The 13,159-nt window shown below is 54.6% G+C and carries 11 protein-coding genes; 5 read left to right on the top strand and 6 right to left on the bottom strand.

Annotation, left to right across the window (positions count from 1 at the left end):
* Positions 1-231 precede the first annotated feature (231 nt).
* The 3 genes from CKQ53_RS13955 to CKQ53_RS13945 are packed head-to-tail and all read right to left on the bottom strand — an operon-like array spanning position 232 to position 7,072.
* The gene (locus CKQ53_RS13955) at positions 232-2,730 is read right to left on the bottom strand and encodes a putative virulence factor (RefSeq protein ID WP_085652018.1); all 2,499 of its coding nucleotides are present in this window, start codon (positions 2,728-2,730) and stop codon (positions 232-234) included.
* Complete coding sequence (locus tag CKQ53_RS13950; RefSeq protein WP_085652017.1) at positions 2,727-5,714, bottom strand: virulence factor SrfB; 2,988 nt, start codon at positions 5,712-5,714, stop codon at positions 2,727-2,729. Before CKQ53_RS13950 ends, CKQ53_RS13955 begins: the two co-directional genes overlap by 4 nt.
* 2 nt (positions 5,715-5,716) lie before the next feature.
* Complete coding sequence (locus tag CKQ53_RS13945; protein ID WP_094118743.1) at positions 5,717-7,072, bottom strand: SrfA family protein; 1,356 nt, start codon at positions 7,070-7,072, stop codon at positions 5,717-5,719.
* Between the two features lie 614 nt (positions 7,073-7,686).
* Between CKQ53_RS13945 and oxlT the strand changes: the two genes are divergently transcribed.
* Together oxlT and CKQ53_RS13935 are read left to right on the top strand one after the other, a co-directional pair.
* A complete protein-coding gene (gene oxlT, locus CKQ53_RS13940; RefSeq protein ID WP_118895109.1) occupies positions 7,687-8,931 on the top strand; it encodes an oxalate/formate MFS antiporter in 1,245 nt (414 codons plus the stop codon).
* Positions 8,932-9,086: 155 nt separating this feature from the next.
* Positions 9,087-9,392: a hypothetical protein gene (locus CKQ53_RS13935; RefSeq protein ID WP_085652014.1), complete on the top strand. Its 306-nt coding sequence runs from the start codon at positions 9,087-9,089 to the stop codon at positions 9,390-9,392.
* 299 nt (positions 9,393-9,691) lie between these two features.
* Here CKQ53_RS13935 and CKQ53_RS13930 read toward each other — a convergent pair whose 3' ends face one another.
* Positions 9,692-10,774 carry an NADH:flavin oxidoreductase/NADH oxidase gene (locus CKQ53_RS13930; RefSeq protein ID WP_118895107.1) on the bottom strand — a complete coding sequence of 361 codons (1,083 nt, stop codon included), beginning with the start codon at positions 10,772-10,774 and terminating at the stop codon, positions 9,692-9,694.
* A gap of 201 nt (positions 10,775-10,975) precedes the next feature.
* Here CKQ53_RS13930 and CKQ53_RS13925 point away from each other — a divergent pair, with 201 nt between their 5' ends.
* From CKQ53_RS13925 to CKQ53_RS18475, 3 genes are all read left to right on the top strand, one after another.
* Positions 10,976-11,404 carry an OsmC family protein gene (locus CKQ53_RS13925; protein WP_094118742.1) on the top strand — a complete coding sequence of 143 codons (429 nt, stop codon included), beginning with the start codon at positions 10,976-10,978 and terminating at the stop codon, positions 11,402-11,404.
* A 172-nt stretch (positions 11,405-11,576) separates the two neighbouring features.
* Positions 11,577-11,894 (top strand): YciI family protein, encoded by a 318-nt coding sequence (locus tag CKQ53_RS13920; RefSeq protein ID WP_094118741.1) that lies wholly within the window; start codon positions 11,577-11,579, stop codon positions 11,892-11,894.
* Positions 11,895-12,149: 255 nt separating this feature from the next.
* Entirely contained in the window at positions 12,150-12,302 is a 153-nt protein-coding gene (locus tag CKQ53_RS18475) for a hypothetical protein (RefSeq protein WP_162896365.1), read from the top strand.
* 123 nt (positions 12,303-12,425) lie between these two features.
* On the opposite strand, the gene CKQ53_RS13915 is transcribed toward CKQ53_RS18475, so the two are convergent.
* Both CKQ53_RS13915 and CKQ53_RS13910 read right to left on the bottom strand, forming a co-directional pair.
* Positions 12,426-12,758: a DUF1493 family protein gene (locus CKQ53_RS13915; protein WP_094118740.1), complete on the bottom strand. Its 333-nt coding sequence runs from the start codon at positions 12,756-12,758 to the stop codon at positions 12,426-12,428.
* Positions 12,752-13,156 (bottom strand): STM2901 family protein, encoded by a 405-nt coding sequence (locus CKQ53_RS13910; protein WP_244201054.1) that lies wholly within the window; start codon positions 13,154-13,156, stop codon positions 12,752-12,754. Before CKQ53_RS13910 ends, CKQ53_RS13915 begins: the two co-directional genes overlap by 7 nt.
* Between the last annotated feature and the right edge of the window lie 3 nt (positions 13,157-13,159).

Raw genomic sequence — 13,159 nt, 5'->3', positions numbered from 1 at the left:
TTTGTCAGGTTTCTCTAAAGGCGTTGATCTGGATCGCTTTTTGTCCGTCATGCAGGGTAGGCATAGGTTCATGCGTTATAACGCAGGCGCGTGATGGAACAGAAAGTATCAACTTACGGTCGATAAAATGAGGAAATGAAGGGGGGAATATCGTCGCAGACGCGACAAAACTGAGGAATGCGGGGAGAAACGAGCACCGCATCTGATCCCTCAGATGCGGTGTCGACCGTTTTACGCGTCGGACTTGATCAGCGCCAGAACATGTCCCAGACGCTCGCGCTGTTTCGGCTTGATGTCCCGTCCTGCGGCATAGCCCGCATTGCGGATAATGGTTTCATTCAGACCGATCAGCCAGTCGTAGATGTAATAGGCCGTACTGTTGGTCGGCGTCACGGACAGGCGGGTCAATCGCTGTGTCGCGCCAAAACTACCGGCCTGCTTTTCGGGACGAGCAAAGATTTTCTGCCCTTTATTGACCCGGCTTTCCGGACGTTCCGCTTCTTTGACGCGCTGGAAGCCCAGCCACGCGACAAAGTCGCCGAGTACGGTTAACGCACGTGAGACCTGACGGTCGGTTTTATTTTCCCGATTCAAATCCAGCTGTTCCGCGTTCACTAACACGGTAAGCAGCTCTTCTTCGATTTTCAGGCGAATACCCGCGGTAATCAGCTCTTCCACCAACATTTCGATCGTCGGACGGGCCACGCCAAGCAGTTCGATGATGGCGTCGTTTTCCGGCAGGTTACGCAGATGCGTGATCCAGTAGCGATAGACGCTACGAGCGAACTCGGCTTCGTACCCCTGACTGTCGGCAATATCCGTTTCCGAGGCTTTAGGTTCCTCAGCATCTTGGGGGGCTTCACTGATCGGTTCATCGCTGAACAGATCAATTTCCAACCCAACGCCGAAAGGCTCATAGCTCGCAGGCGGCGCAACGGCGTCCAAATCGTCCGGATGCGCGTTATAACTGCGCGGGGACGACTCCTGTTGTTGCAGATAGAGCCTGCGCAGCTCATCACGCGAGGGCAACAGGCGTTCCAACATTTCGCCGTGAACACCGGTTCGAGTCTGCAACGCTTTCAGCATCGACTCGGCAATCTGCTGCTTTTTCGCCGGCGCATCCGCGCCCGTCGGCTGATACCAGCTGCCCAACAGATTCTCGGTCAGCTCACGTTGTAGTTCACTCAACTGCTCGTTGACGCGGTTGAGTTTTACCTCGCGGCGAACTTCCGCATCCAGCCAGGCGGCCATACGATTCACGCCGCGTTTATCCAACGCCAGCATCGTTCCCCAGGCATCGCCGGGGTTGCCGACATAGCGCTGAACCGCTTCGTCGTTGTTATGTCCATGAGTGAAGCGTCGGTCGAATTTGGTGACCGCCCATATTAATCCCGGTTTACGGCGGCTGCGGACCTGCGGGTTTTCGCCTTGGGTATGGCGGACCCAATAGTCCAGCGCTTTACCCACGGTTTTCACATCTTGCTTACCGGCGGCGGCCGTACAGACCAACAGAACGTTCATCTCCTGACTGTCGGTGTAGCGCTCCAGCAGGTAGGCCCGTTTCGCGTAGAGCAAAGTCTGCGCCAGCGGGTGAGGGGCACTGCGTAACGGACGGCTGAAGTCTTCCTCATCGTCCGCTTCCGGCTCGTCGTTCACCAGACTGAAACCGGGGAAATCCAGCAAATCGACCTGTTCGAACAGCGTTTCACGCGGCGCGTTCAACAGCGGAATTTGCAGCTCCGCGGTCAGCATCATCAGCTCCGCCAGAGACAGTTCGACGGTTTTCGCCGCGCGGCCGCCCACGATCGGACGCACCTGTACGCTCATATCCGCCGGGCTATTCAGGCGGTCAAACAAGCTGGCGTTCAGGATACCGCCGTCGGCATGCATGCTTTCATCAACCAGCACGCTCAGCGGCGCGAGCACTTTTCGTGCGCTGGAGAGGTGCTGCAGCGTATAAGCGAAGTAACGATAGGCGGCCGTGATGTCGGCTTGCTCGGCCCACAGCAGAGAGAACAGGCTGGCGCGATCGTCCGCGCTCAGGAAGGGCGCTAATTCAACCGCCGTCGGCCAGAACTGACCGGCCAGGATCGTCTGGCGCTTGCCATCGTGACGCACCAGATAGTCCCATAGCGCGACCACGTCATCGCTGTCCATGCCGGGAACCGGCGTGGTCTGACGATGCATGGCCAACATCTTCAGGTGTTCGGCGATGTGCTGCTCATCCAGCTCTTCATTCGCGGGCGTACGACGGTGATATAAGAACGCGTTCGCCATGATCCGCGCGATATCCGCTTCATTCAGCAGTTGCAGCTGGACCGGGTTCGGCGTGTTCTTACCTTCGGCCTGGCGGGTGAAACGCGTGACAAACGCCGAGGACTGGCCCGTCGGGTTGAGGTGTTTCTGGTAGTCCAACGTCAATCCGCCGACGCTGGTCTCTAGCCGACCGTTTTCACCGGCGGCCAAAGAGGAAATCAGGTATGACTTACCCGCCTGCGACAGGCCGAAGAAGCCCATCGCGATCTCTTTAGTCGCGGAGTCCATCAGGTCATGCGCCTGATTGCGGCTGCTGCGCAGTTTGATGCTCAGACGATCCGCTTCCATATCCAGACGCGGGACATTGCGCCGCGTATCGTCCAGCCAGGCTATCGCTTCGTCGACGCCCTGAGAAACGGATTGCAGTTGGCGGTTAAGTCGGCTCGATAGTTGTTTGGGCGTTAATGGTTTCATTTCTTAAAGACGCTCCCGCTATCGATCCAGTAATGAGTCATGCCCGAGCCGGTGCTGGCCAGGGTATTCAGACGGAGTTTCAAGTGCTGCGGCGGTACTGGTTGACCATCGCCCAGAATCGCCTCGGCGATCTCGAAACACTCCGGCGTGTCGTGGCCTTCGCCTTTAGCGACTTCCAGACGCACATGCAGCACGCTGTCGCCTGCGACTTTTCGTGCCAGCTCCGGGTCCACAATCGAAAGGGAATAAAGCGGAGAGGCGGGCCAACGGTCATTGTCCAACTGACGGAAACCGAGACACAGCGATCCGCGCACGTCGAAACCGGGCTGCTCGCGCAGGGTAAAGTCGGCGACATCCAGATCGATATCGTTGTAGTAAACATTATCCATGGTCAACGCCTGGCTGCTGTCCAGCATCCCCAGGTAACGCACGGTGGAATAAGGTTGGAAATCGCCCGCCTTGAAGTAGAAGCCCGGCAGACGCAGATCGAGCGCCAACAGGCACAACATGGCGCCTACCGCCGCGGTCGATTTCGGGTTATCGATCCGGCCACGCTTGTTGAACGGATACCAGTCGCTGGTGTGATAGCCATCCAGCGACAGCATACGGTTGATCGGCAGCGGTTGAAGATGACGGAACAGAGCCTGAATCCCCGGGAAGCGAGAAGGGCGTCCCGTTAACAAGAGCACGTCGCAGGCGTACAGCGAGACGACTTCGGACATCAGACGCAGATGCTGGGTAATGCTCATGCGGTTAGACAGGAATTCGGCGTGCAGCTTGCTCAAGCGCAAAACCAGCGGTACCTGAAGAATATCGAAGCCCACTTCTTCTTCCGGCAGCTCACGCTGTACGCCGCTGTTGACGTAATCCAGGACTTTCTGCGTCGGCAGCTGGCTCAGCAGCTCGCCGAACGTTGCGTCGATCTCCGCATTCAGATCCAGCGGATCGAAGTTTTCGTACGCTTCCAGCACCGCCTGACCGATCGGGATAAACAGCTGCAAAGTGACCTGCTGACGCAGCGTTAACTGCCCGTCCATTCGGCCTTCGCTGCCGAACAGGCGCGTCATCAATCCTTCCGGACTGGTCATGCCGGCCTTTTTCAGCGCGGCCTGCAGCGCAGGCAGAACATACATTTGAATGACGTCGAGCAGGATATCGTCGCCCGCCACCTTAAATCCTTCGCGGAACAGCAAGCGCGGAATGATTTTCACATTGCTGCCGACGCCGTCATCCAGCCAGTACTGCGTGATGGCGAGGTCGGTGGTGCCGCCGCCGATATCGATAGAGGCGATGCGCAGCGTTTTGCCGGGCTGTTCATCGTCCGCGAGCTCTTTATCCGGGCGCGCCATGCTGGCGAAAAACGCTTCTGCGCGTCCGCCGAAGTTCACCTGCGCTTCGTTATACAGGTAAACCATCTGGCCACAGGTCGCTTCGTCCCACTCCATCTGGACTTCCGGCACGGGAACGCGACTTAGCGCTTTATCCTGCGGCGTGTGGAAGTCCTCGTCCGCCGGATGCCAGCCCATCGCTTTCCATACCAGCCCGATGGCTTCATACATGCGACGGCGGAAGATTTCCCGCTCCGGCTTCGGCATCGCCGAGGGCAGGGTCAGAATGATGTTGCGTAGCTGACGCGGCGCGTTGGCGTGGATCATCTTCTGACGTTGGGCGGCGCTGTTCATTTGCATCAGCGCCTGCGCCAGCAATTCAGACAGCATGAAGGTCATGACTGCGCTGCGGCTGTAGTGAGGCGCAAATACCGGCAGACGTTCATCCAGCGGTAGATTAAACAGCGGCTGACCTTCGTCATTGACCAGCATGGTCAGCGGCATCGCCGTTGCCAACAGCTCTTGCTGGGCGGCACCCGCAGGTTGACCAAAACGCCAGCCGGGCATGTAGGGTTCTTCATCCCACAGATAACGGCGCGGGCTGGAGATACCGCTGGAGCCTTCCGTTCCCTGACGCTGTAGCGCCATACGGCTCGCCTCGCGTCCAACACGCGTGATGGACGGCCAGACAAAAGCGTCTTCCCGGCCGCTTTCGTAGGAGAAGTTCTGTTTGCCGAATTTGGCCTGTGCGAACTCCACGCGGCTATCGAACAGCTCGTTGTACAGATAATGGGGTTCGCTCAGATCGCGGATCTGCATTTCGTAGGTCTGTTTCAGACCATTACTTTCGTCTGCATGGTCTTCAACCAGAATACCGGCGGTGTGCGAGTTGCCCACATCCAGGATCAGGTCAACGTTGACAGCCGGTTCCTGCAGCGTACTGGCGGTGATTTGCACCTCTGGAATTTCCAGCAGGTTGCCGAGCACGTCCAGCAGGTTGAGGAAGTGCGCCTGATATTCAAAGTCGCGCAGCCCCTGACGAATTTCGTGCGGCTTCCGGCGTTCACGCTTCGCGGCCTGCTGGGAGAATGTCTCACGCAGCCAGCCGTCGACCCAGGTCAGATCCAAAAACTCGTACAGTTCGTCGCTGTGGTAGGCCAGCGTATAGTTTCGGCCGGTATTGATGTCGTTCTCGCTCGGCGCTAACGACTCATACTCGTGGCTTTCCGGATATACCTTAGTGTCGAAGGCCAGACAAATGCGGTGCGTGTTGCCGTCGTCATCCGGCTGATCCAGCTCAAGGACCTGAACGCGGGCCCAGTTGTTCGGGCCGCCGAGGAACGTCCGCGGCGGGTTGAAGCGGAAAAACGGCAGCGGCAGCCAGGCCTGACTGAGCAGGTTCAGTGATTGCTTCAGCGTAAAGTTCGACTCGGGGTTCACCGCCTCCGGCAAAACGTTGGTTTCGCCCGGCAGCACGAACTTGCCGTTGTTCTCGTTGTAAATCAACCGCAGGAGAGGGCCATTGGCGCTCTTGCGGATAAACCGGTTGGCAATGTCTGCCTCAGAATCAAGTTTGAACGCGAAATCGAGAAACTGGATACCGCTATTCTGAATCAGCGTAATGCGTTGTTTATAATCAGTAATGGTTGCCAGCATTATTATTTACTCTCACGCTTAATCGTCATCGGTAATATCGTATCGGCGTCAAAGCGGCCTTTACAGTCCGCCGCTTCAGCGGTGTCCACCCGGTTACAGACGACTTCCGGCATGCTGTAACGCGAACCGTCGCTGCAACGCGCCCGATAGCGGCTGTTAATCACCAGATTACCCGACTGATGAAGCCCGGCTTCGACGTCGGCACGGCAGGTGACTTTATCGCCATAGGTGAATCTCACTCGGCCTTTACCGTTTTGGATCTGGTACTTCAATACCGGCGGCTTGCCCGTCAGCGGATTCTTCACGATAGCGGTCGCCTGCCAGTTACCGTTCAGGAACCGGACGGAGCCAACGCGGATGGATTCCGGCGGCATGACCAGTACGCCTTTAGGCGCTGGCGTCAGGTGCACAGCATCGCTGGCTGGCGCGGTTTCCGGCGCTTTTTCTTCGCTCGCTACGGCAGGGGCCACGACGGGCGGCATTAGGGTGGCCTCACCTAATGGCAGTCCAGAGAAGCTCAGCAGCGGGGATTCTACCGGCGCCGGGGTGGCGTCCAACGCACGTTTTTCGGGTTTGACGACGACCATGGAAGGCGCTTTTTCAGAAGGCGGCAACGAAACGCAACTGCGGATCTGCATGCCCAGCGTGACCAGTAACCCGGCGCAGGGGATTAGCCACCACGCCCGCATCCAGACAGAATGTGAAGCGGGTTTCGGCGCGTCCGGCACCACAAACACGGGCGCCGGTTCCGGCGTTTCAACGGGCGCGGCTTCTGGCTCGGGGGTCGGTTCCGGCTCCTGAATCTCAGGCGCAGGGGTTTCAATCGGTTCCGGCTCAGGCTCTGGCGCCACCTCAATCACAGGCGGTTCAGGCGGCGCGACGGGGCGCAGGCACTCCAGCGCATCGGCTCGGGATTTTTTGCCGAGATTGACGAAGCCCCAGAAGGTAATAACCGGTTTATCATCCACCAGATAAACGTGGTTGGGGCCGGGGAACTGGATGGCTTTAGCCAAGAGAACGCCAAACAGTTTCAGCGCGGGTTTTTCGGAGGTTTGCGCCTTCTCGCTAATCCCGGCGATGGTTTGCTGGTACTGTTCCAGCAGTTCAAGCGCGTGCTCGCGCTGTTCGTCGCTCGCGGCCATCCAGGACGTCATTTTGCCTGCGACGGGCGCATACCAATCGATGCGATCGCCTTTTTCATTAGACTGGGGTATTGCCAGACAGTCAGCGATCGGCTGCTGCTTACGAAGACGCAGTGTTTCCCTGAGTTGCAGCGCCGAAGCGTAAACGGGCTGTCCGTTCTCTCCTAACGCCAGAAAGTCGTCCAGATTGCCACTGCGTAAAAATAGTTTTGCCACGCCAAAGAGACCTTGTGTAGTAGATGTTTCACGGCAGAAAAAGCTCGGTGTATGTCTGCGCCAGCGTAAATTCTACCTTTTTGCAAGCAATTCAAACGGCAAAAGAAACGGCAAAAGGAGTAAATGCTTGCCTTATCAGCCTTATTTTCGCCCATAACAAGGGTAGCCCGTAACGCACCGTAATGAAATGGAGAAGCGCGATCCCCCGTCAGACCGACAGCTCGCTTTAGGTAAAAAAGATCACCACCGGCGACGCAAAAGCCGCGAATGAACGAAAAGAGTGCGCGGCTGCCTTGGCTTCGCACCATGGGGCGTCTTTCATGACGTTAAGCCAAAACAGAATAATGAAGGACGTGACCGCCGCATCAAGAAATCCTCCAGCCTCGTAAGGCAAATCATTTCTTATTGAGTCAACACGTTACCGGTTGGCTGACGGGTTTTCCTGCCTGGCTGGACAACAGGTGGCATAGATAGTGCTTATCACCCTCTGGGGTCAGCATGAGTCATCATCATCACAAAGAGACCGGCTTCCCGTCGCAGTTTTTTTCGACGCATCCTGACGATGCGCGATGACATTGATACGCAGGGGGAAATGAATAGTGACAACGCTCAGCATGCCGATTCAGGTATCGGCCCGCACCAAGTGGATTCAAATGCTCCTGGGATTGATTTGTATGGCCTCGATATCCAGTCCGCAGTACGTCTGGACCTTAATGACTAAACCCTTCACAGAGAAAATCGGCGTCAGTCTGCCTGAATTGCAAGTCACGTTTTCGCTGCTGATTATCCTGCAAACCTTCTTCTCGCCGTTTCAGGGCAAGCTGATTGACCGCTTCGGGCCACGTCTGCTGATCTCGCTGGGGACCGTCTTATCCGGCCTCAGCTGGGTGCTCTCCGCACAGGTTCAGAATCTGGCGATGCTTTATCTGGTCTATGGCTGTCTTGGCGGTCTGGGAACCGGGATTGTGTATGTCGGCGTTGTGGGACTGATGGTGCGCTGGTTTCCGCGTCATCGCGGATTCGCCGCAGGCATGGTGGCTGCGGGCTATGGTATGGGGGCGATTCTCACCACATTTCCAATATCTATCAGTTTGGGTCAGCAGGGACTGGAGTGGACGTTACTGGTCTTTGGCAGCGTATTCGCGCTGGTGGGGCTGCTGGCGAGTCAGGGGTTAAGAGTGCCGGTCGAAGAGGATACCGCGTCACAACCTGTCAGCCGGTTGGAGCAAAGTCGGCGGCAGTTTGCTTCCAAAGAGATGTTGCGTCAGCCATTGTTCTGGCTGATGTTTCTGATGATGGCGATGATGTCGACGTCCGGTCTGATGGTCACCTCGCAAATGGCGATCTTCGCCCATGACTTCGGCATTACCAGCGCGGTTGTCTTCGGTATGGCGGCACTGCCGCTGGCGCTGACTATCGATCGGTTCACCAACGGATTGACCCGACCGCTGTTCGGCTTCATATCCGACCGCTTCGGACGCGAAAATACCATGTTCATCGCCTTTGCCTTGGAAGGGTGCGCGATGACGCTTTGGCTGATGTCGCGGGATAACGCGTTGCTGTTTGTGCTGCTGTCCGGCGTCGTGTTCTTTGGCTGGGGAGAGATTTTCTCGCTATTTCCTTCGACGCTGACCGATACCTTCGGGACTCAAAACGCAACCGCTAACTACGGCTGGCTGTATATGTCGCAAGGTGTTGGTTCAATTCTGGGCGGACCGCTGGCGGCATTGCTGTATCAACACACGCAGGGATGGCACATCGTCTTCGGCTGCGCAATTACGCTGGACTTTGTCACGGCGGCGCTGGCGATTTGGGTACTTAAACCTTGGCGTTCACGGTTTATCCGCAGTCATAGCTAATGAGGCCTGCGGGGCCTACAGCTGCCTGCCCGTATGCTTTCTCAACATGGTGGCTTTTGTGCCGTAACCCGCGGTGCTCGTGTTGATATTCTGTTTATAGGAACTCGATCGCAGTATAGTTAGAATTAACTTTATTTTACTTTTGATTGGGTATCATGAAAAAGACCGTTGTTATGACGTTAATCCTAATAAGCTTGACGGGTTGTGTTCAGTATCAGTGGGTTAAGCCCGGCACCGACAAGCAGCAGGCAGTTATTGCTGAAACGCAATGTAAAGCGCAGGCGCTCAGGGATTTGCCACCTGACAATCAAATCTCAGGCAAGTACACATCTAGAGATGAAAAACATAAAACGGTTAGTACAAGCTACTCAACGAGTGATGAAAATGAGAGTCATCGAGACATTCTGGTGAAAGACTGCATGTATCGCAAAGGCTGGACACAGATTGAGATCCAGCATTGAGAAATAGTTGAAATTTCCTGCTGAAGATAGCCCCACATATATATGTGGGGCTTTATTAAAAATATTCATCTTTTAATCATATCGGTGATCTGACCACGGTTGATTTCATGTTTGAAACCACCCGCATCCTTATGGGTTACCCGTCCCGTAAATCAGTTGGCGCCTGAAGCATTGCAGTGGGTGGACGATATCCAGGGGCAAACAAGCATGATGTGATATTTGTTAAGTCTGAGTGATAACCGCTGTCTCACAGGCGTACGGGCAGTGACCGAAGACGTTGCCCCGGTCACTGCCATCGCTTACCCGAATAACCCCCTCAGATAATGCGGCTCACAGCGCAGATATTGTGGCGAAACCGTGATGGTATCACCCAGTTTGGCGGCGGCATGCCACGGCCAGCGGGGGTCGAACAACACGGCGCGGGCGAGGGCGATAAAATCCGCCTGTCCGGTAGCAATGATGGCTTCCGCCTGTTCTGCTTCGGTAATCAGCCCTACGGCAATCGTTGAAATACCGACCGACTCGTGGATCTGTGATGCCAGCGGCACCTGATAGTTAGGGCCAACGGGGATGTTCTGTTCAGGCGACAGGCCGCCACTGGAGACATGGATATAATCGCAACCTAATGCTTCCAGCTGTTTCGACAATACTACCGAGTCGGCTTCGCTCCAGCCGCCGTCGGCCCAATCCGTGGCGGAGATTCTGACGCCCACAGCGATAGAAACCGCCTCACGGACATCCGCGAAGATCTCTAACACCAAACGCATCCGGTTTTCCAGCGTACCGCCATAATCGTCACTGCGTTGGTTGGACAGGGGGGAGAGAAATTGATGCAGCAGATAGCCATGGGCGGCATGCAGCTCGATCAGATCAAATCCCGCCTTTTCTGCCCGTTCCGCGGCGGAAATAAAATCCGCTCTGAGCTGGTGGATCTGCTCTATGGTCAGGGCTTGTGGCTGGCGGCTATCCGCATAGGCCAATGCCGAAGGCGCCACCGTTTGCCATCCTCCATCGGCGATAGCGACATCTTTTCCGCCTTTCCAGGGTTCTGCGGTGGAAGCCTTGCGCCCCGCATGTGCAAGCTGAATACCGAGTTTGATTGGGGAATAGCGGCGAATACTCGCTACTTGTTTCGTCAGTTCGGTCGCCTGTTCATCGCTCCAGATCCCTAAATCTTTAGGGCTGATGCGGCCCTCCGGCTGGACAGCGGTCGCTTCCACAATCAACAGACCGGCCCCGGATTGCGCCAGATTGCCGAGGTGCATGGTGTGCCAATCGCTGGGAAACCCTTGTTCGGCGGAGTATTGGCACATCGGGGCGATGACAATGCGATTATCGAGTGTCAGCGCTCCCAGTTTGGATGGGGTGAAAAGTTGGCTCATACGTTTGCCTTACCGGTGAGAGAAAAATGACGGAAATAGCATCGAACGGTGAATACTGAGTGTATGCCAGAAATACCGAGGCGTCAGGCATCAATCGAAGTGGCCAATGAAATCAATAGGGCATTCATCATTAGCGAAACCAGGCAAGATCGGCATGACTTCCTATACTTACTGTTCAGTCTCATCAACAGGAGAGAAAGCATGACCATTCATAAGAAAGGGCAAGCCCACTGGGAAGGCGACATCAAGCAGGGTAAAGGTACGGTATCAACGGAAAGCGGGGCGCTGAGTCAGCAACCCTACGGCTTCAACACCCGTTTCGAAGGCAAACCTGGCACCAACCCCGAAGAGCTGATTGGCGCCGCACATGCTGCCTGTTTTTCCATGGCGCTGTCGCTGATGTTAGGCGACGAAGGCTATAAGCCGGACAGTATTGATACGACGGCCGTGGTATCGCTGGATAAAGCCAACGGCGGGTTCGCCATCACAAAAATTGAGCTGGAAAGCGCGGTGAAAGTGCCCGGTATTGAAGAAGCGGCGTTCGAAAAAATCATCAACAAAGCCAAAGCCGGCTGCCCGGTTTCACAGGTGCTGAACGCCGAGATCACACTGCAGTACAAACTCAACTAATAACTCGCCCGCCGTTGTCTCCGGGACACCTCCCGGGGACAGTGAATCACGGAAATTCTTTCTCCGGCGTTATCGCCACCGCGTCGGAGTAAACCCATCAAATGCTGATAGCCATCAAAACGACGCAATACACACCCTCTCTGCCGTTGAATAACACATCAGGGGAATCGTTATGGGCATTTATATCGTCAGAATGGACCATCCAGACGGGACAGGATGGAATACACACGTTGCAGAGCATGTTCGCTATCTTCAGGGATTAATCAAAGCCGGCCGTTTGATAGCGTCAGGACTGCTCAAAGAGACGCCATTAAGGGCAGGGTTTCTGATTTTCAGCGCGGCGACCCTTGATGAAGTGAAAGCAATGATTCACGGCGATCCGTTCACACGTGAGAATTTGATTGTACGTTTGGACATACAGCTGTGGGATCCACTCTTTGGCCAGTTAGCGGATCTGTCGAGCCAGAATATTCCAGCTGAATTGCAATAACGGTAAAAGTGATTCCATGCGATGGATTTTTACAGGGCAACGGGCACCGCGACTGAGACAGTTAAACCGAAAATCTGGCTCATTTTAAATTCTGTGACGAAGCAACGTTGCGTTGTATGGGAAACGGAACCACGTGAAAGACGTAAGATGTCGAGTGACGGCTGATGCCTGTATCGGATCAACAGCGCCAGTTATCCAGTGACAAAAATTCACCCAGCATGATCAAAAATTGGGTGCTGCGGCGTTGAAGAATGAATGGCTGTCATTATCGAGGATTGGTTTGTAGATGATGGCAGAGTTATCAATGTCGAAAATCTCATCCAACATGGTGAAGTGAAGAGTGGGGTTGCATGGCGAGTGAAGCGCTCAGGAATGGCTGCGGCGTCTCGGCATATAAATCAAATTTAACATAATATACATTATGCGAACCAAGATAAGGGAGCGTGGAAACTGGCGTTCCCGGCGCTGTCATTGGTCATTGGTCATTGGTCGTGTTGATGCACAGGGTCAAAAATAACTCTGCTATGTGAATCAGTCATACAGCCAACGGCCTGCTTTAGCGGATTCAATTAGCATTCCTATCGTGAAATCCGGCACCTGAGGAATATCACGTTTACGAAATGGATTAAGCAAATCCTTTAGTGGTGGTTCTGGCGGATAGTATGTAGTGATCGAAAACTTCCCCCTATCTACATCAAACTTTGTGAAAAAAACATCCATCAAAGCCAGTGCTTCATCATCTTCCAGCCGTAGATCTGAATCTAAATCCGTTGTAGGTGTCAGTTCTTTTTTCTTGAAAAGGTAGATTCCATCATAGCTTTTTACCAGTTCATAAATCCGGTGTTCAATCGTATCACTTACCATATTTTATCACTTCCTCTGACAATACGGTTGTAATCCCTGCCTGTACAATATGCAATCTGCGATATATCAGAGGCCAGAATAACCCATCCAACAACAGGTATAGCACGACCGGTAAATGCGCTAATTTTTGCAACCATTTTTATTTTTAATGTTGATGGCGGATATCCACCTATCACAGATGGCAACTGTATTCCCCAGGGAAATTTAGCAGTACCAAATACTTTACGAGAACTACGGGAAGCTAACGAAGTACCTTCAATGGCACCACGCGGTTTTGTCCGTGTAGGCAAAATATTCAATCCGGCCACAATGGACACTATCGCCCCAAAATCCTGCACACCAAGCTGATTAGCTGTATTTTCGCAAAAAATCATAAACATCAATTGGCTTGCAGTCAGATT

This window comes from Lonsdalea britannica, from assembly GCF_003515985.1.
GTDB lineage: Bacteria > Pseudomonadota > Gammaproteobacteria > Enterobacterales > Enterobacteriaceae > Lonsdalea > Lonsdalea britannica.
Note: the sequence above shows the minus strand (reverse complement) of the source record. Positions and strands in the feature narration are given on the sequence as shown.

What these genes read in the sequence shown, in the direction of transcription:
- CKQ53_RS13935 (WP_085652014.1), top strand. Translation starts at nt 9,087, where the DNA reads ATGAAAAAGACCGTTGTTATGACGTTAATCCTAATAAGCTTGACGGGT.
- CKQ53_RS13925 (WP_094118742.1), top strand. Translation starts at nt 10,976, where the DNA reads ATGACCATTCATAAGAAAGGGCAAGCCCACTGGGAAGGCGACATCAAG.
- CKQ53_RS18475 (WP_162896365.1), top strand. Translation starts at nt 12,150, where the DNA reads ATGGCTGTCATTATCGAGGATTGGTTTGTAGATGATGGCAGAGTTATC.
- CKQ53_RS13920 (WP_094118741.1), top strand. Translation starts at nt 11,577, where the DNA reads ATGGGCATTTATATCGTCAGAATGGACCATCCAGACGGGACAGGATGG.
- CKQ53_RS13930 (WP_118895107.1), bottom strand. Translation starts at nt 10,774, where the DNA reads ATGAGCCAACTTTTCACCCCATCCAAACTGGGAGCGCTGACACTCGAT.
- CKQ53_RS13915 (WP_094118740.1), bottom strand. Translation starts at nt 12,758, where the DNA reads ATGGTAAGTGATACGATTGAACACCGGATTTATGAACTGGTAAAAAGC.
- CKQ53_RS13950 (WP_085652017.1), bottom strand. Translation starts at nt 5,714, where the DNA reads ATGCTGGCAACCATTACTGATTATAAACAACGCATTACGCTGATTCAG.
- CKQ53_RS13955 (WP_085652018.1), bottom strand. Translation starts at nt 2,730, where the DNA reads ATGAAACCATTAACGCCCAAACAACTATCGAGCCGACTTAACCGCCAA.
- oxlT (WP_118895109.1), top strand. Translation starts at nt 7,687, where the DNA reads ATGCCGATTCAGGTATCGGCCCGCACCAAGTGGATTCAAATGCTCCTG.